This is a genomic window from Bradyrhizobium sp. SZCCHNS1022 (assembly GCF_032484835.1).
Taxonomy (GTDB): Bacteria; Pseudomonadota; Alphaproteobacteria; order Rhizobiales; family Xanthobacteraceae; genus Bradyrhizobium.
This window is the reverse complement of the sequence record NZ_JAUETT010000001.1, coordinates 306,010-321,597: the sequence shown is the minus strand read 5'-3', so window position 1 is coordinate 321,597 and position 15,588 is coordinate 306,010. Positions and strand designations below refer to the sequence as shown.

The following is a 15,588-nucleotide window of genomic DNA, read 5'->3' as shown; positions in this document are numbered from 1 at the left end:
ACGACCTGGGATCGCAGCCGTAACTCGCATGCCGCGCTGGCTGCGCGTTCCTAAATCCTTCGCCGAGAGGCGATACTGCGACTATCCTTCGAGGACGTGCCCCAAAGCTTTTAGCGGGCGCACGCGATCGCTGACGATCTTCAGGATGGCCAGCATTGGAACGGCCAGGATCGCGCCAGGCCCCCCCCCCACATCCAGAACCAGAACACCAGCGACAAGATGATCAGAACGGGGTTCAGGGTGAAGCGTCGCGCAAGCAGCATGGGAGTCAAGGTTTCGCCCTCGGCGACGGACGTCTGACAGAAACGACTGTCCAATTGAGAGATTGTGATATCGGTCTGTGGTGCGATACCTGACCACCAGCTCGCGCCATCCACCCGGGACGGCTCATCGTCAGACGCGCGTCGGGCGATGGGTCGATTTCCGTGTGCGCGCAGTCGAGTTGCGCCACAAAGCGCAGACCGAATCAGATGTGAGCAGGCAGAGCAGTTCTGCGTCGTTGCCTTGCAGTTCGAAAAATTCGACTTGGTTTTGAAGGTTGGTCATGAGGCTCCCCTGACAGGGTGAGGGCGGGAGCGCGCGGGTCTCTCAGTCACCGATGGATGCTCGGCGGGCCGGGCGGTGATAAGTCTTGTTAACACCTGTGGCGGACCAAATCTGAGCAGATTTGAACAGCTCGCTCTCTAATTAGGTTGTTTCTCGTATCTCCGGGCTCAGGCTGGCACCTGAAGTCCGCCTGTTGCGGCCTATTGTCGCTTGGCATTCACGTCGAAGATGAGCGCGGCCTGGGAACACCCGTCCGGTATCGGTGCGGACCTCAAGCCGCCTTCATAAAATAAGTTCCGCCGGCTCGGGTTCATCAGCTACAATAGAGAGGTCCATAGCTCCCTCCTGAGCGCCATTCTGATCGACAAGTCTGAAATAGTCCGGAAGGACTGACCGACGCGCGACCAAAGATCGATACGGCTGGAAATGCGCGGCATCCATTTGAAGATCAGGGATCAGGGCTAACTGGGCTCGTCAACGGTTTGTCGTCTCTGTTGCCGGATTATGAACGCGGCTCATCGCCGGTCTTCCGCACTCACGATCCGTTGGATCGCTGCAAGTTTCAGCTTGCCAAGCGCATTGTATTGATCGCGGGACGGACTTTGATCTTCTTCCGGCGGTGCTGGACGGTGGCAAATGCCGTTGCTTGCGGAGAAACTCGTTTCAAGTTCGATAGAGCAAGGTGATGTGCATGAATGTATTCAAGATAAAGATCGCACGCATCGAGATGATTTCGCCGAATGAGCGCGGCGAGGACATTCGCCTGACGTTCCGATTCGAAAGCGGTCAGACCAGCTTTGACTTGCCAATTTTCCTGAAGTCTTGCGAATTCGACGATACGGAGATCGTCAAGGTGGCCCGAAGCAGATTGCACGATGTTTTCTGGCAACTCTACAGCCAGTGCGAGGATTGGCAGCTGACAGACGACGAGCGTCGGGAGCTCGCAAAGATCAGCGTGCGGCCTGGCGTCAAGGCGTGCGAATAGGTCGGGAACACAGCCGTCTCTGCATTGGATGCATGCCGCTGAAATCAGCTTTTCGCTCCGGCGCGCGACGCGGATCAAATGCAGCTCTCCAAGGGGCGAGACGAGTCGGGTTTCGAATAGGAGTGAGCAAAATTGGACAGCGACGGCAAGCTCGATGTGATCGGGTGAGGGCGAACGTCGCGGGCCGCTCCGCGACGTTCGGGCGGCCCGAGATCGCGACCAGTGCCGAGCTCGGGCCGTTGTTGTTTGCGCTTACAAGGGGACCGAGGGAAGCAGTATTCCGCGGCTTTCGTTGGCGCGATCGGGGTGCAATCCATGACCGCAGCTCCCGGTGTGCTGATCGAAGGCCTCGGGGATCTTGGCGCTGTTCGCCCAAGCCGGCGGTCCCTACCGGCCGGAAATGTCCTGCGGCTGTTGTCTGCTGCGTCATCGGCCGGCGCAGTGACCGCGATCCGGCATCGAGGCATTGAGACGTTTGCGTCGTCATCCCGTCATCACCGTCAGCATCAAGGCTTGCGGCAATCGCGCGCCGTCGTAAGCGAGCCCTTCCTCGAACAACAGCCCAGTCCGGCGTCCCTACCGATGCCCGACAGGACTTCAACCTGTCCGCAAGAGCAGGCCAGGTGCCGCCTCGCCCGATGCCTAATAGCGTCCGTCAGTGACTGTGTTCGGAACTTCGGACTCCAAGCCAGGTTCCAGGCCCCATGAAGTTGCGAAAGTGCCTCGTGTGCGTGCCAGGAGGGCGTCGAGATGGCCGGTTTGCCGCGCACAAAACTGTAAGCAGGGTTCCGGAGGTCGTGCTGCAGGATTGGCCACGCCCGAGCTTGGGCTTTGGCGCCGCGACCGTCAGAGTCCTCCAATGCGACCGCTCGGCCGAAATATGGGTGCGGTACCTACTCCAGGGGGATATAGTTACAAATGCTCGAAAACGATCTCCGCACAAGCCGGCACTCAGGCGGCTTAGAAGCGCACCGGGACTTCCTGGCGGCAGAGGCGAGCAATCCACGCGCCTGCAACGCAACGTTCCTCAGAGGAGCTTTTACCGCGCTCCCCGAACCGGCCACATGGTCCATCAGACTGCGACCGGCGTCGTCACGGCTGCGATCGACGAAGCTGCGGCGGACAGGTGAACGGGAGGCCCGCGCTGGGCTGACAGAAGCAGTCGTCCAACCAAGGGAAGCAAAGCCGAATGTCGTCCGATAACATGTCGATGCCGGTTTGGCACGAAAAGCACCTGCGTGCTGCGACCCACGCTGCCGGCGTGGCCTTGTGGGCCTGGAACGTGGATACGGACGCCATTACCATGGACGAACGCGCCTACGACCTGTGGGCGGTTTCGAAGACCGAAAAACACATCACATTCGAAATCTTGTCCAGGAATATCCATCCTGCTGATCTGGAGCGGGTCAGGTCGGCGTTTGCCGCTACTCGCGCAATAGTGGGCGCTTACGAGATCGATTTTCGTATCTTGTTTGGCAGCGACATTCGTTGGATCTCCGCGCGCGGGCAAGGTGACGATGCGGACATTGCCGATCGAACTATGTTTGGCATCTTTCTCGACGTCACCCAACGCAAGCAAGCCGAGGAAGCGAACGAATTGCTGGCGGGGGAGATGAGCCATCGAGTGAAGAACCTTCTGACCATCGCAACCGCGCTTACTCAATTTACATCGCGTTCGGCCGCAACCAAAGAAGACATGGCCCATGAGCTAACAAGCCGGCTGATGGCCCTAGGACGTGCACAGGACCTCATTCGCCCGGGACCGGGCAGGAAGAGCGAAGGAGCGCTTCTTGGCGACCTCGTCTCCGTCTTGCTCGCGCCCTACGACGAAAGAGGAGCGAGCGTCCGCATTCGCGTTGCCGTGCCGAAGATGAATGTCGGCGAGAGGTCGAGTACAACGCTCGCACTTGTGTTGCACGAATTGGCAACGAACTCGGCGAAATACGGTTCGCTGTCGCTGGCAAGGGGCACTTTGGACGTGTCGTGCAATGCCCATGACGACGAAGTCGTCATGACCTGGACCGAGCGGGGCGGTCCGCCTCTCAAGGCTCCCGCGATGCTCAACGGCTTTGGAAGCAGCCTGATGCAGCGGACCATGGCAGCCCAGCTTGGGGGCTCCATCGCATTCGACTGGTCGGAGGAGGGGCTTGTCGCTACGCTGATCATGAGCAAGGAGAGCATCGGAAGGTGAGCAACTTTGAGACCTTCGTCCGGTAGCGGCCGGTGCATGTGAATGCAAGACCGCCGCAACAGCGTCCGCTCCGCTCTCGAAAATGCAGGCGACACGATCTCGCTCGATGCAAACTGAGGCATCAAGGCAAGCCACGCCACCTTAAGCCTCGATCAGGCCACGCTCATAACAGGCTTTGTCGTAGGGAAAAACGACCGCCGGATCCGGCCTGTGGAGGCGACGGTGCTTTCCCGGATAATTCAGCCGCCACAGCATATCGCGAATAACATTAAGTCGCGCATGTTCCTTGTCGCCGGCCCGGACCACGGTCCAGGGCGAGCTGACGGTGTGCGTCCGCTCCAGCATCTTGTCCCGTGCCTCGGAATAGGCTTTCCAATACTTCTGCGCCTTGGCATCGACGGGGCTCATCTTCCATTGCTTCAGGGGGTCTTTTTGGCGGTCGGCAAGCCGTCGCTTCTGTTCCTGTTTCGAAATATCAAGGTAGTACTTGAGCAGGGTGATACCCGAACGCTCGATCATCGCCTCGAAAGCCGGCACGGTCTCGAGGAATTCCTCGGTTTCCTTCTTGCTGCAAAACCCCATGACACGCTCGACTCCGGCCCGGTTGTACCAACTGCGATTGAACAGCACGATCTCTCCCGCCGCTGGCAAGTGCGAAACGTGACGCTGGAAGTACCATGAACACCGTTCCCGATTGCTTGGCGGCCCCAGCGCCACGACGCGGGTATCACGCGGGCTTAGATGTTCGACAATAGACTTGATCGTGCCATCCTTGCCGGCGGCATCGCGGCCTTCGACGATGACAAGGATACGCTGGCCGCGCTCAATCACGCAGCGCTGCAGCTTGACGAGCTCGATCTGCAGCCGGACCAGCAGCGCGTGATATCTGTGGCGACTCAAATGTTGCGGACGTGCTGGCCGGTTCTTCATGGTTCGTTCCTTCCTGGTCGCCTCACCATCCAGCGTCGGCGCGATGACACGAGGTGGTCCATATATTTGCAGCTCTCCGACCGGCGGTCAGGTCACGCCTGTCGGATCACGATCGCACTGCGAAGCTGATGTTGTGCTTGCACTTCGGCGGCCGTCAACATAGCCGCATGAATGAATCGCGACGTTCTTGCTCGGTGCCTCGTCCGTAAGTCCACCCAGTTTCGGCTGTCCGGACTCCGGATCGCCATTTGCGTGGCACGTTCAACTCGGCCATACTTCCCGAGAGCGCCACCGGATGAGGGGCCTGGCCCAAAGGCTGCCCCGATCGGAGCTTTCGTTGATTACCCTGAAGGTTCTTCACACGACGACCTATCGATTCAACGAAAACGTGCGCCTGCTGCCGCACCGCTTGATGCTTCGTCCGCGCGAGAGCCGCGAGCTTCGTTTGATTTCGAGCAACATCACGCTGACGCCGCCTGCGACTTTGACCTGGGCGCACGATGTGTTCGGCAATGCAATCGCGACGGCCACGTTTCAGATGACGGCCTCCAGCCTGGTGATCACCAGCGCCGCAGAGCTTCAGCTCGATGCGGTTGCATGGCCGGTGTTCGATATCGCCGTCTCGGCCATGTCTTATCCATTCCGCTATTCCGATGACGATTGGACCGATCTCGGCGCCCTGGCTCTCCCCCAGTTCTCGGATACGGCGGGGGTCCTGCGAAATTGGGCACAAATGTTCGTTCGAGGGAGTCGGACTGATACGCTATCACTGCTGAAGGACCTCAGCGTCGGCGTTTCTGAAGCTGTGCAGTACCAGAGCCGCGAGGAGGAGGGCACCCAAACGCCGGTAGAATCCCTAAATCGTGGCTGGGGGTCATGCCGGGATCTCGCGGTGCTGTTCACCGAAGCAGCACGCATGCTCGGGTTCGGAGCCAGAATCGTCTCCGGCTACCTTTACAATCCGGAACAGGACAACGTCGGATCGAGCGGCGCGGGATCAACCCATGCGTGGGCGGAGGTCTTCGTACCGGGAGCCGGCTGGATCACATTCGACCCGACGAATCGTAGCCTCGGCGGCTTCAACTTGATCCCGGTCGCGGTCGCGCGCGACATCCGGCAGACGATCCCAGTGTCCGGCAGCTTCGTCGGCAGCATCGGCGCTTTCGCCGGGACGTCTGTAGAAGTTCTTGTCACATCTTAGATCGACGGGCTTTCAGCGGCCTTTCTGGTCAACCGTTCGGCTTCAAGGCGGTCGCGCTCATGAAGGACGGTCGCTGTCGAGCCTGGACTTTTCTGACGCGCCTCGCGCCCCGCAGCCTAGGCGATGGCCACGGGTGCCGCATACGTCACGCGGTAGATCGGCGGTAAATTGCGGGCCGGCTATAACCAATTGATTCCCGCCAAAGGCAACAGCCGTTGAAGGATCGCGGCCAGGCAGATCAGCACCACCAGCAATTTGAGAAGACCTGCCAGCCTGGATTCATTGACGAACTTGTCGATGGCCCAGAAACAAATTGCCCCGACAACGCAAATGATCAGGATCCCGATTATGAGTGAAAGCATGGAAGCCCCCGTGCGGCCGTGGCAGCGACGCGCGCGCCACCGCGGACCAAAAGAAAGATCGGCACTCGCTCGTGCGCAGGACACTGCTTCGCGAACGTCTCCGATCGTCGAAACTGAGTTTGTCCAATTGATACTCGCTCACGTTGCGCTAAATCAATTGACGCAATCTTTCCTGGATCATTCTTACGCATCGTTTCCGAAGACGCCGGCTGCACCGAAGGCGGCCGCGCTACCCGAAAATGTTTCGGAGATGCCGTGATGAACAGATCGTCCAAGACGATGCCTCTGCGCTCGTTGTTGCCACCACGCGGTGGCTCGTCGGGCTTGGCGCGTCGGCTATAGCGGCGGTACGGCATCGGAATTGGTGCAGGCATCGCTGGCGCGCTGATCGGCGGGCGGCTGAAAAAAGCGCGTTTCGGGCGAAATACGGGACGCAACAGCATCAGGGCTCGCAAGGCCGGGCGCCGGATGAAATTGACTTGCATCAATTCGACGTTCTTGCAAGGCTCTAAATTCACCTTGTGGTTGAGTGCAATGAGAAGATCCGCTCATTGGGAGCCGATGTCGTGAATAATGAGCGTCCGTCAGGCGATCCCGATCTACCTCCGGGGGTGATTATTCAGCGCTCGGATCAACATGTGCCCCGTGCGGAGTCGACGGGCGACCGGCTTGTGGCGGTTCAATTGCGAAGGGCGCTTGCGAAAGCCGAGGCGCGACTTCTTCAACAGGACGAGTTGATTCACAGACAAGAACTGCTGAAAGCGGAATCCGATCATCGCCTGTTGAACGATCTCCAGATGATCATCAGCCTTCTTGCGCTGCAGAGCCGCAATACGACCAATCCCGAAGCGGCCTCACAATTGGCCGCGGCGGCTAATCGCGTTTCCATGATTGCTCGTATCCACCATCGCCTAAATTCCTACGATGGTGTGAGAACAATCGAGTTCAAGAAATTCCTTCAGGATCTTGGACGCGAATTTTCTGCGATGTCGTCGTCGGACGCCTCCCTGGGAAAAATCCGCGTCGAAGGTAGTGAGATCAATTTGCCTGCCTTCACCGCTATTCCGCTTGGCTTTATCGCCAACGAGTTGATCACGAACGGGGCAAAGTATGGCAAAGGCCGGATCGCCATCAAGTTGGAGCCGGATCCGAAATATGGCTATGCGCTGTCGGTTTCCAATGATGGCCCGGCTTTGCCCGAGGGGTTCGACCCCGCCGCCGGCGAAGGGCTGGGAATGAAGATAGTTCGATCCTTTACCGACCAGATCCGCGGTGAGCTACGGATCGGTCGCGGCGCGGATGGTCAGGGCGCGCGATTTACCGTGCTGTTTTCAAGCGGCTGAGCATTGGAAGAGACCCCTTTGGACAAAGACCGCGCCATCGGATCGGCGAAGCAAATCAAAGGCACTGTCCAAGCAGGGTGACGGGGCTCGGCAAGATCTCCCCTAAGTGCGCCAGTTGTCCGTCAGCCGTCTTTGAATTCGGTTTGATTTCAATCGAACCATCTCGACAACCGGAGAGCTTCTGGCCCCGGCTGCTATCGCCGGCGGCCGATGGCAACTCCCAGCAGGAAGGCGACTAACAGCGAACCCAAAGGGGCTTCGCGCGCGATATTGCTCAAGATGCTCAGCGGCATCCCTGGCTTTCGGCCCGCTTCTATCGCGCCGGCAACCCGATGGGCTGTCTCCTTCAGAGCTTCAGAGACTTCCGCGATGGAGGATTTCGGCTCTTGAGCAGGATCCAAGCCTTCGTGGGGGAAAGGGGCCAGCGGCACATCATCACTCATGATCCAATCTCCAAACCCGTTGTCGAAGCGTGAACTGCCCGGATATATCCCATAAGCTATCGCGCCCGCCGCGGCGGCCGCGTCAGCCGTTGCGCCAAAGCAAGGCCGAGACGACGGTGCTCTCGACCTTACCGGCGAACTTCTTCGCCGAGCCGCCGATCCGATGGTTCTCCACGCGAACACTCCCTCAGATGAGGTCTTGGAGAGCTAACTGGCCAGATCAGGCGACGTTCCTGCGCGCACCGAAGGCCAGCCGTCAAATGTGGTGTGATTCAAGCTGTCACCATTCCACCCGCGCCGCTCGACCGGGCTGACGAGGATGGGCATCTGAAGACCATTGCGATGCACGGGGGCCAATCCTCGCACGGCTCAGTACCGTCTGGATCTTGAGGGAAATCAGGAGATGGCAGCGGCTACCGGTACTTATTTACTGGTCTGGCAATCACCGGCGGAAAGCGCCGGTCCGGCCGTTACCCAACGCCAACCAGGCATTATGTGACGCGGTGGGCTGTACTCTCGCTGCCGCCCCAATCCATTAAATATTCGCTAATGAGCAGAAAAGAACAGCGCCGTGACAGCGATGATTTCTAGACTGATGCCATCACCGTCCCATCAAGGCATCGACCGGTGACTGGGAGCTCTGTACCGCTCCCGCCTGAGTTTAGGTGAGCATCATGCCTTCCTTGGCAGTCCTGTTCGACGCAAGCCGCATGGCAATTCAGCCCCACACCTGCCCTCAATGCCTGGGTCCAATGGTCCTGATGGACATAAGACCCTCTCAGATCGGATTCGAGATCCGCACGTTTCGGGGCATCGATTGCGATCACGTCGATAAGTTCGTCAGCGAAACCAACTCGATGAAGTGGATCAATTCCGGGCTGCGAGCGCCGGTTTAGATCTCAGCATGCCCTTTGGACAGCCGCCTTCCACTTCGTTTCAGCCTTTCAGGTGCGGGCCGATCGTCTCCGGTCGCGCGACCACCATCGAGGTCGCGATAGGCTTTCACGTATCTGGCGGCGCATTTTCTCAGCCATGCGCCGACGTTCAGCGCGATCGCCAAGAAAGACCCTTTTCCTTCTGCGAAGCGTTGAATTCGAGGACGTATCTTCGAATGGCCTGCTTGGCGTTGAAGCGCCAACGGCGCACGAGCTGCCATGCCTGCTGAGACACGACCCAGTCCTGGGCTTGACGAAACATGTGGTAGCACCAGGCAAATGCAGGAATCGACATAAGCTTATCGCGGCTGATGCTGAATAGACGCTCAACAAGCAAGAGCTTGAGTAGCTCGCCTACGATGAGGGCCATAAGCCCGGCAACGACGTGACCTGTCGCCGTCAGGTAGGCGGCAACAGGCTTCACAGGTTCAAGCAAAATGACCGGTAAGATGAACAGCGCCAGAGTAGGATATGGGCGAAGCGACACGATCCATGCGCGTAGGCTCTCGAAAGCCCGGCAGTCCGCCAGCCAGCGAAAGACAGGTTTCAAGAGCGTGAAAAAGACCGCGTCCACCAGGAAGTAGATGGCGGCGATCAGAAACACAAAGGGTTTGAATATGCGGCCCAAGCTGGTTCTCCAGCGAACCAAGGCGCGAACCTATCAATGGTTCACGAAATAAAGCGACGAATTATAGGGGCCGCAATGGAACCTCTGCTCGGCGCCCAGGCGGGGGCGGCCATACTGGGCGCCAACGCCATATACGCTAAGCTGATTAATGTGCACAGACGCCAGCCGGGTCGGCGATGGACCCGCTCTGTGTGATGCAAACGCTGCATCAATCCGCTCGCCGGCTCCGAGGATCTCGCGCGGGTCGGTCACGCGAATGGAGGCTCTTTCAAACTCGGCTTTTGGTGATTGCGTGCCTCACGGAAGGAAATGAGCCGCCGTCCCTTCTCGTCCCACAAGGCCCTCGGCACACATCGCAAACTCTCGAGGAGTGTGATCCGTCCCACCGCAGCGAGTTCCGGATGATCCCGGAGCACGTCCGGCAGCCGATAGCTGGGAATTCGACTGCATAGATGGTGGACGTGGTGGACGCCGATGTTCGCGGTGAACCAGCGCAAGACACGCGGCAACTGATAGTGTGAACTGCCATGGAGCGCAGCTTCGTGAAAGCGCCAGGCCTCATCACGTGACCATGAGGTGTTCTCGAACTGGTGTTGGACGTAGAACAGCCAGACACCGATCGACGCCGCCAGAACCATGATCGGCAGATGCACCAACAGGAAGGGCCCAAGGCCGACCAGCCGAATCATGCCGGCGATCAGAACCGCGATGACGACGTTCGTACCCATTGTGCTCAGCCACGGCCGCCAGCCGCTTCGCATCATCCCGATCGGCAATCGATGCCGCAAGACGAACAGATACGTGGGGCCCACGCCGAACATCACAATCGGATGCCGGTACAGACGATAAAGGATCCTCCGCCATCGAGGCTGCGCGGCAAACTCGCTCACGGTCAATGTGTCGATGTCGCCAGAGCCCCTATGATCGAGATTGCCCGAATTCGCGTGATGCCTCGCATGATTGCGCCGCCAGTAATCGTAGGGAGTTAGCGTAACAACGCCGATGGCTCGGCCGACCCAATCGTTCGCAAAGCAGCCGCGGAAGAACGACCCGTGGCCGCAGTCATGTTGGATCATGAAGAGACGAACGAGCAGGCCCGCCGCGGGCACTGCCAGCAGCAGACCAATCCAATGGCCGCGCACGACCCCAACGGCCATCAGGGCCCAGATGACAGAAAAGGGGCCTGCCGTGATGACCAACTCGAAAATGCCGCGCGCGTTATTGGGTTGGCGATACCGGGCAAGCCGCTGCGCCAACGCGCGGGTTTCTGGTGGGTCTTGAACCATGTCTAACTGCTTTCGGACTGGCCGCCAAAGCCGCGACGTCTTCGACGGCCGGACTGATCACGACGAACCCGGGTCCGGCACGACGTAACCTCTGACGGCCGATGCCGCGCCGATAGCGACGCACGCTATCGCCGGGCGTTGCGGCGATCGGGTCTTTTGGAACCTTGCCTGAAGAGCTCGACGCACCATTTAATATTAATCCACGTCTGGAAGTCTTGCTGAGCAAGATTGATCAGCGGCTGGTCAGGCGGCGCGCGATCTTGCTGCTTTGCCGTCCGGTCTGTCGCACACCCTTTGCCAAGGTCGCCGCAAAACAGGGACGGCCGGAGCAGGGAAGTTGGTTCCGCTCACGCGGCCGCCTTGCGCAAGGGCTATGTTGCCGGGGAACTCAGCGCAGCTATCGGCACATCGAACGTGTACGAGAATCCCGTCGGCGCATAGTTGAGTTGCACGTCGCCTCGCAACTGCGTGCCGATCGTCTCGATCAGCCGTGTTCCGAAGCTGCGCCTTGCGGGGGGCTGGACGACCGGACCGTTCTTTTCGGTCCAGGTGAGGTGCAAGCGCTGCGTCGCTTGGTCTATCGTCCAGACGATGTCGACGCGCCCCTCCGGGACCGACAGAGCGCCAAACTTCGTGGTATTGGTGCAGAGCTCGTTGAGCGTCATCGCAACGGCGATGACGGCGCCCGACGTCATCCGGATATCGGGTCCGGTGATCGAGAATTTCGACTCGTCGGGATTGTCGAAGGCTTTAATGGCGCTGCGGACCACCGTGCCGAGATCGGCGCTGGACCATTTAGCCTGCAGAAGGAGATCGTGGGCCCGGCCCAGTGCCAAAAGCCGGCCCTCGATGGCGTGCTGCGCGTGCTCGACTCCCTGCACGGTGCGTAGGCTCTGGGAGACGATTGCGGCGACGGTCGCGAGCGTGTTCTTGATGCGGTGGTGCAGTTCTTCGAGGATCAGCTTCTGCAGCTTGTCGGATGCCTCGCGCTCTCTGGCGTCGATACCGGCCTTCGCAAGCAGACTCCGCGTATTGATCTCAGCCTGCGCGAGGAGCAGCCGCAGGCTGACATTCTCTGCCGCCAGAAAGTCCTGGTGGAGTTCTGCGCCGCCTGGGCGCTTGTCTGTGCGGAGATCAACTTCAAGCATTTGCAACCGTATCACCTTGGACTGGGTACCGCACTTGATTTCGGCCGAGCGTTCGCATTGAAAGGTCTGGCGGTATCCGGCGCCAAAAATCACGAGATTCACACACGGCCGATCATGCTGCGCATCTGGGCAATGATTTGCCAGGCTTGGATTGGTTTGCCAAAAAATCTGCTGCAGGGGGGAAGGTCGATATTCGATGGGTTCAATTTCCCCGATACCAGGATGATCTTGATCGCCGGCCAGCGCTTATGCACGGTATGGGCAAGACCCAGGCCGTCCATGCTGCCGGGCAATTGAATGTCGGTGCATATGAGCGCGATGTCGGACCTGGATTCCAGGATTGCGACGGCTTCATCGGTATCCAGAGCTTCGAGCGGCGTGTAACCGGCGTCTTCCACCATGTCGACCGCACGCATGCGGAGCATCATCTCGTCCTCGACGATGAGAACGACGGCCGGACTGCGTGAAAGATCGGGCACCATCGGATGGGCATCCACTGGAAAACGAGTGTTGATCGAAACGAGCGATCGATCTGGGACAAGCATCTTGGCGCTCCTACGATCCATGCCCGGGTGCTCTTTTCCTAAATGCCCGAGCTGGCGCCTGGACGGTGGAGCAGGGGAAGAAAATAGCTCTCAACCGTCATTTGACCGGCACGCCGACCTTGCCGCAGAAATGCTCGATCATTTCTGCGGCGTTCTCCAGGATCGTAGCCTTTTTCATCGCCGCCGCGCGCTCGTCTCCCGGCGGCATCTTGCGGGCGCTATCCAGGGCGTCTGCCGCCCGGATGTTCAGCCTGCAAGCTAACGATGATTGGACGCTGAATTTGGAGATGTCTGACATCGAAACCGCCTCTAGGTCGCGGCGGGAGCACAATGCTCTCAGTCACCGATAACAGCCGAGGGGCGCGCGGTGATATTCAAGATATAGTACCGATCCGAGGAATAGCGAGGCCGGGCGCGACCATTTGCTGTGACAGGATCGGGCGGGGTTGTAATCCGCTTTCACCATAGCCAGTTGAAGGTAGGTGCAACCGGACCGATTCACGTCCCTCCCCTGGCACCAAGCTTTGGCGACTGCACATCTTGTCAGCGTATCGACCGGCTGCACGCGAGTGCGTCGGAGACAGGATCGGCTATCGCCATCGAATATGCCGCGACGCACATCGCGTGCAGCCGGCACGGAGGTTTCGTGCAGCGACAACCGATTGGGCCCGACCACATGATTGAATTTCCGAACCACAGCCGTTCATATGACCGCACGCGGCGTGCCGTACGATTTTGGGGGCACGACAGCGCTATCGAGGCATCGTTTTTCATAGAGGAGGATGCGCTGAAGCGAATCCAACCGGATACCGGCTACGATGAATCGGGTTTTCTGCACGCGTTCGATTCCAATCGCGACTTGATATGCGCCGCCGCTGCCAAGATGTATGTCCGCGGCAGCAGGGGCTCTTACGATCTGGTCGCGGCAAATTTTTGAACCGGTCCTGCTTCCGCGGGGCTCGACGCTGATCAGCGAAATTGCGCGACGAACGAGGAAACGACGGCCTTGTGGAGGAATTGTCCTTCTCGCGCCTGTCGCGATCGGGACCGCTTTGGTTTGCGAACGATTGCGGGGACGAACGCTCATCGCCTGGGAAAGGCGGGATAGATCACGTCCGGCGCGATTGAAGCATCCTGCCCGCGCCATCGAGGATCATTCCAAGTAAAAAAAGCCGCGGACTACTCCGCGGCGATTTTCATAAGCTATCTGTCGTCCCTCAGTAGCGGTCGGTTCCGATTCCGACGCTCACGCCGGGAGCGCTGAAGCCGACGCCGCCACGGTCTTCATAGTCGCGGCGTTCGATGTAACGCTCGCGAGGAGCATATCCGTAAGCATCACGTCCATCGCGGATGATGACGCGGCGTTCATCACGTTGGCGCCAGCAGCGACCGTCTTCATTGCAGACCATGCGAACGTTTTGAATGTTGCTGTCCGGTGCAACTGATACGTTGGCGGAAAGCGGGGCAGCTGAAGCAGCGGTCACAACAAGCGTACTTGCCGCGGCTGCCAGAGCGATTGCGAGAGCCTTCATGGCATTTTCTCCAAAAGTGATTGTGTCAGTGAGCCAATCGGCTCGCGACAGAATCGTTCCAGGGCCCGGCGGTGAATATCGTCAAACGCAGGATGCAAGCCGGGAGCAGGGCTCTAATCCGAAGACGGCTTGACGCCGATGCCGAGAAATCCTGCCCGGCAGGGCTGTGCCGCCAGCCCGTAGGTTCGTACGCGATCTGGGTCCTCAAGCCAGCCCTAACGGCAACGATGGCGTATTCATGCAACCATTCATCCGAGGCACGATTTGGCTATCGTTGGTTTGGCTTCCCGGGCGAGGCGCGCTGCGCAAATGTAGTACCCACGATAGCCGGATCGCGCCCACTCTCAAATTCAACGAAGCAGCTTGTGGGTAAGTGGCCGGCTGCCTCAGTCGTTCGATCTATATGCTGTCACGCGCTCTTCGCACTATCCCCGCCGGTCACCTCATATTCCGCGCCGGTCACCATCGCTGCCGCGTCGGAGGCGAGGAATACGGCGGCGGGTGAGATATCGTCCGGCTGCAGCCAGCCCACCTTGAGAGCCGCCGTCGGCGCACGGGCATCCCAGGCCTGCTGCGGCGTGGGGTTCTGCATCTTCTGTCCCTGCTCGCTCATCGATTCGCTGAGCCGTTTCTCGTAGCGGGTCAGCGGCGTATCGACGAGGCCGGGGATCAGCGCGTTGACGGTGATGTTGTATTCGCCGAGCTCCAGCGCCGCCGATTTCATCAGGCCGAGAATGCCCCATTTCGAGGCCGCGTAGCTCGAGCCGTCTTTGGTGCCGTGCTTGCCCTGCATCGACGACAGCACGATGATGCGCCCCTGCTTGCGCGCCACCATCTTCGGCGCGAAGGCGCGGATGGTGTTGGCGGTGCCGTTGAGATTGTTGTCGATCACGTCGAGCCAGTCGGAATTGTCCATCTCCAGCAGCGGCTTCCAGCGCTGGATCGCGGCGTCCGCGACCACGATGTCGATCTTGCCGTAGGTCTGTTCGACCTGATCGGCGGCGGCGCGAAGCGCGGCGATGTCGCGGATGTCGGCGCGGATGCTTTCGCCGCGCCTGCCATAGGCCATGATCTGCCGCACGGTCTCGGCCAGGTCCTCAGGGGTCGCCGGCGCCGCGTTGGAGGCGGTCGACACGGGTCCCGCGATGTCCAGCGCGACCACGTCGGCGCCGTTGGCCGCCATCTCCACCGCGATCGCACGGCCGATGCCGCGCGCCGCACCGGTGACGACCGCGACCTTGCCGGTGAGCACCGAGCCGCGCCCGGGCCGGATCGGCCCTGCACTTTTGTCGTCCGGCGGCTCAGGCACCGGCTGGCCACGCAGATCGCGCGGGTCGGTATCCGAGCGCTGGCCTGCCGGGGCCTGCGCCTTGGCCCGGTTCATGACGGCAAGCGCCGTCATCCTGGCCGTGCCCTTCAGCATGCCGCGGCGGAAGATGTTGTAGGCGGGCATGGTGGTGCTCCCGTGCTGATGCGAAAGGGCCTCAACCAGCCGCGGCAAGCGATGTTCCTG

The 15,588-nt window shown here is 59.9% G+C and carries 16 protein-coding genes and 2 pseudogenes; 6 read left to right on the top strand and 12 right to left on the bottom strand.

Going from position 1 to position 15,588, the window contains the following annotated elements; translation table 11 throughout:
* Nucleotides 1-81: 81 nt before the first annotated feature.
* A pseudogene (locus tag QX071_RS01455) lies at nucleotides 82-290 on the bottom strand (AI-2E family transporter); the annotation flags it as partial.
* A gap of 103 nt (nucleotides 291-393) precedes the next feature.
* Nucleotides 394-546: a hypothetical protein gene (locus QX071_RS01450; RefSeq protein WP_315702629.1), complete on the bottom strand. Its 153-nt coding sequence runs from the start codon at nucleotides 544-546 to the stop codon at nucleotides 394-396.
* A 288-nt stretch (nucleotides 547-834) separates the two neighbouring features.
* Here QX071_RS01450 and QX071_RS01445 point away from each other — a divergent pair.
* The 3 genes and pseudogenes from QX071_RS01445 to QX071_RS01435 all read left to right on the top strand — a co-directional run.
* Nucleotides 835-939 (top strand): annotated as a pseudogene (locus QX071_RS01445) (Crp/Fnr family transcriptional regulator); the annotation flags it as partial.
* Between the two features lie 298 nt (nucleotides 940-1,237).
* The gene (locus QX071_RS01440; protein WP_315702630.1) at nucleotides 1,238-1,531 is read left to right on the top strand and encodes a hypothetical protein; all 294 of its coding nucleotides are present in this window, start codon (nucleotides 1,238-1,240) and stop codon (nucleotides 1,529-1,531) included.
* Nucleotides 1,532-2,720: 1,189 nt separating this feature from the next.
* Nucleotides 2,721-3,722: a sensor histidine kinase gene (locus QX071_RS01435; RefSeq protein WP_315702631.1), complete on the top strand. Its 1,002-nt coding sequence runs from the start codon at nucleotides 2,721-2,723 to the stop codon at nucleotides 3,720-3,722.
* 141 nt (nucleotides 3,723-3,863) lie between these two features.
* Here the strand turns inward: QX071_RS01435 and ppk2 are convergent, their stop codons facing one another.
* Nucleotides 3,864-4,652 carry a polyphosphate kinase 2 gene (ppk2, locus tag QX071_RS01430; RefSeq protein ID WP_315702632.1) on the bottom strand — a complete coding sequence of 263 codons (789 nt, stop codon included), beginning with the start codon at nucleotides 4,650-4,652 and terminating at the stop codon, nucleotides 3,864-3,866.
* A 337-nt stretch (nucleotides 4,653-4,989) separates the two neighbouring features.
* Between ppk2 and QX071_RS01425 the strand changes: the two genes are divergently transcribed.
* Nucleotides 4,990-5,853: a transglutaminase family protein gene (locus tag QX071_RS01425; protein ID WP_315702633.1), complete on the top strand. Its 864-nt coding sequence runs from the start codon at nucleotides 4,990-4,992 to the stop codon at nucleotides 5,851-5,853.
* 179 nt (nucleotides 5,854-6,032) lie between these two features.
* Here QX071_RS01425 and QX071_RS01420 read toward each other — a convergent pair whose 3' ends face one another.
* The gene (locus QX071_RS01420; protein WP_315702634.1) at nucleotides 6,033-6,215 is read right to left on the bottom strand and encodes a hypothetical protein; all 183 of its coding nucleotides are present in this window, start codon (nucleotides 6,213-6,215) and stop codon (nucleotides 6,033-6,035) included.
* 566 nt (nucleotides 6,216-6,781) lie between these two features.
* Here QX071_RS01420 and QX071_RS01415 point away from each other — a divergent pair.
* The gene (locus tag QX071_RS01415) at nucleotides 6,782-7,558 is read left to right on the top strand and encodes a sensor histidine kinase (protein WP_315702635.1); all 777 of its coding nucleotides are present in this window, start codon (nucleotides 6,782-6,784) and stop codon (nucleotides 7,556-7,558) included.
* Between the two features lie 194 nt (nucleotides 7,559-7,752).
* Here QX071_RS01415 and QX071_RS01410 read toward each other — a convergent pair whose 3' ends face one another.
* The 6 genes from QX071_RS01410 to QX071_RS01385 form a co-directional block, all read right to left on the bottom strand.
* On the bottom strand, nucleotides 7,753-8,001 hold the full coding sequence (locus QX071_RS01410) for a hypothetical protein (RefSeq protein ID WP_315702636.1): 249 nt from the start codon (nucleotides 7,999-8,001) through the stop codon (nucleotides 7,753-7,755).
* A 1,044-nt stretch (nucleotides 8,002-9,045) separates the two neighbouring features.
* Nucleotides 9,046-9,564: a hypothetical protein gene (locus tag QX071_RS01405; protein WP_315702637.1), complete on the bottom strand. Its 519-nt coding sequence runs from the start codon at nucleotides 9,562-9,564 to the stop codon at nucleotides 9,046-9,048.
* Nucleotides 9,565-9,812: 248 nt separating this feature from the next.
* Complete coding sequence (locus QX071_RS01400; RefSeq protein ID WP_315702638.1) at nucleotides 9,813-10,850, bottom strand: fatty acid desaturase; 1,038 nt, start codon at nucleotides 10,848-10,850, stop codon at nucleotides 9,813-9,815.
* A gap of 371 nt (nucleotides 10,851-11,221) precedes the next feature.
* Nucleotides 11,222-11,998, bottom strand: a complete 777-nt coding sequence (locus QX071_RS01395; RefSeq protein ID WP_315703161.1) for a sensor histidine kinase — start codon at nucleotides 11,996-11,998, stop codon at nucleotides 11,222-11,224.
* Nucleotides 11,999-12,096: 98 nt separating this feature from the next.
* Nucleotides 12,097-12,480 (bottom strand): response regulator, encoded by a 384-nt coding sequence (locus QX071_RS01390; RefSeq protein WP_315703162.1) that lies wholly within the window; start codon nucleotides 12,478-12,480, stop codon nucleotides 12,097-12,099.
* Nucleotides 12,481-12,640: 160 nt separating this feature from the next.
* Nucleotides 12,641-12,841 (bottom strand): hypothetical protein, encoded by a 201-nt coding sequence (locus tag QX071_RS01385; RefSeq protein WP_315702639.1) that lies wholly within the window; start codon nucleotides 12,839-12,841, stop codon nucleotides 12,641-12,643.
* A 378-nt stretch (nucleotides 12,842-13,219) separates the two neighbouring features.
* Between QX071_RS01385 and QX071_RS01380 the strand changes: the two genes are divergently transcribed.
* Nucleotides 13,220-13,480 (top strand): DUF1488 domain-containing protein, encoded by a 261-nt coding sequence (locus QX071_RS01380; protein WP_315702640.1) that lies wholly within the window; start codon nucleotides 13,220-13,222, stop codon nucleotides 13,478-13,480.
* 280 nt (nucleotides 13,481-13,760) lie between these two features.
* On the opposite strand, the gene QX071_RS01375 is transcribed toward QX071_RS01380, so the two are convergent.
* Both QX071_RS01375 and QX071_RS01370 read right to left on the bottom strand, forming a co-directional pair.
* Nucleotides 13,761-14,075, bottom strand: a complete 315-nt coding sequence (locus tag QX071_RS01375) for a hypothetical protein (protein ID WP_315702641.1) — start codon at nucleotides 14,073-14,075, stop codon at nucleotides 13,761-13,763.
* A 409-nt stretch (nucleotides 14,076-14,484) separates the two neighbouring features.
* Nucleotides 14,485-15,528: an SDR family NAD(P)-dependent oxidoreductase gene (locus QX071_RS01370; protein WP_315702642.1), complete on the bottom strand. Its 1,044-nt coding sequence runs from the start codon at nucleotides 15,526-15,528 to the stop codon at nucleotides 14,485-14,487.
* Nucleotides 15,529-15,588 lie beyond the last annotated feature (60 nt).

Bases quoted from the DNA above. Each gene is read 5' to 3' on its own strand.
- QX071_RS01420 (WP_315702634.1), bottom strand. From the start codon at position 6,215: ATGCTTTCACTCATAATCGGGATCCTGATCATTTGCGTTGTCGGGGCA.
- QX071_RS01435 (WP_315702631.1), top strand. From the start codon at position 2,721: ATGTCGTCCGATAACATGTCGATGCCGGTTTGGCACGAAAAGCACCTG.
- QX071_RS01440 (WP_315702630.1), top strand. From the start codon at position 1,238: ATGAATGTATTCAAGATAAAGATCGCACGCATCGAGATGATTTCGCCG.
- QX071_RS01375 (WP_315702641.1), bottom strand. From the start codon at position 14,075: ATGAAGGCTCTCGCAATCGCTCTGGCAGCCGCGGCAAGTACGCTTGTT.
- QX071_RS01385 (WP_315702639.1), bottom strand. From the start codon at position 12,841: ATGTCAGACATCTCCAAATTCAGCGTCCAATCATCGTTAGCTTGCAGG.
- QX071_RS01390 (WP_315703162.1), bottom strand. From the start codon at position 12,480: ATGGTGCCCGATCTTTCACGCAGTCCGGCCGTCGTTCTCATCGTCGAG.
- ppk2 (WP_315702632.1), bottom strand. From the start codon at position 4,652: ATGAAGAACCGGCCAGCACGTCCGCAACATTTGAGTCGCCACAGATAT.
- QX071_RS01410 (WP_315702636.1), bottom strand. From the start codon at position 8,001: ATGAGTGATGATGTGCCGCTGGCCCCTTTCCCCCACGAAGGCTTGGAT.
- QX071_RS01450 (WP_315702629.1), bottom strand. From the start codon at position 546: ATGACCAACCTTCAAAACCAAGTCGAATTTTTCGAACTGCAAGGCAAC.
- QX071_RS01395 (WP_315703161.1), bottom strand. From the start codon at position 11,998: ATGCTTGAAGTTGATCTCCGCACAGACAAGCGCCCAGGCGGCGCAGAA.
- QX071_RS01380 (WP_315702640.1), top strand. From the start codon at position 13,220: ATGATTGAATTTCCGAACCACAGCCGTTCATATGACCGCACGCGGCGT.
- QX071_RS01370 (WP_315702642.1), bottom strand. From the start codon at position 15,528: ATGCCCGCCTACAACATCTTCCGCCGCGGCATGCTGAAGGGCACGGCC.
- QX071_RS01400 (WP_315702638.1), bottom strand. From the start codon at position 10,850: ATGGTTCAAGACCCACCAGAAACCCGCGCGTTGGCGCAGCGGCTTGCC.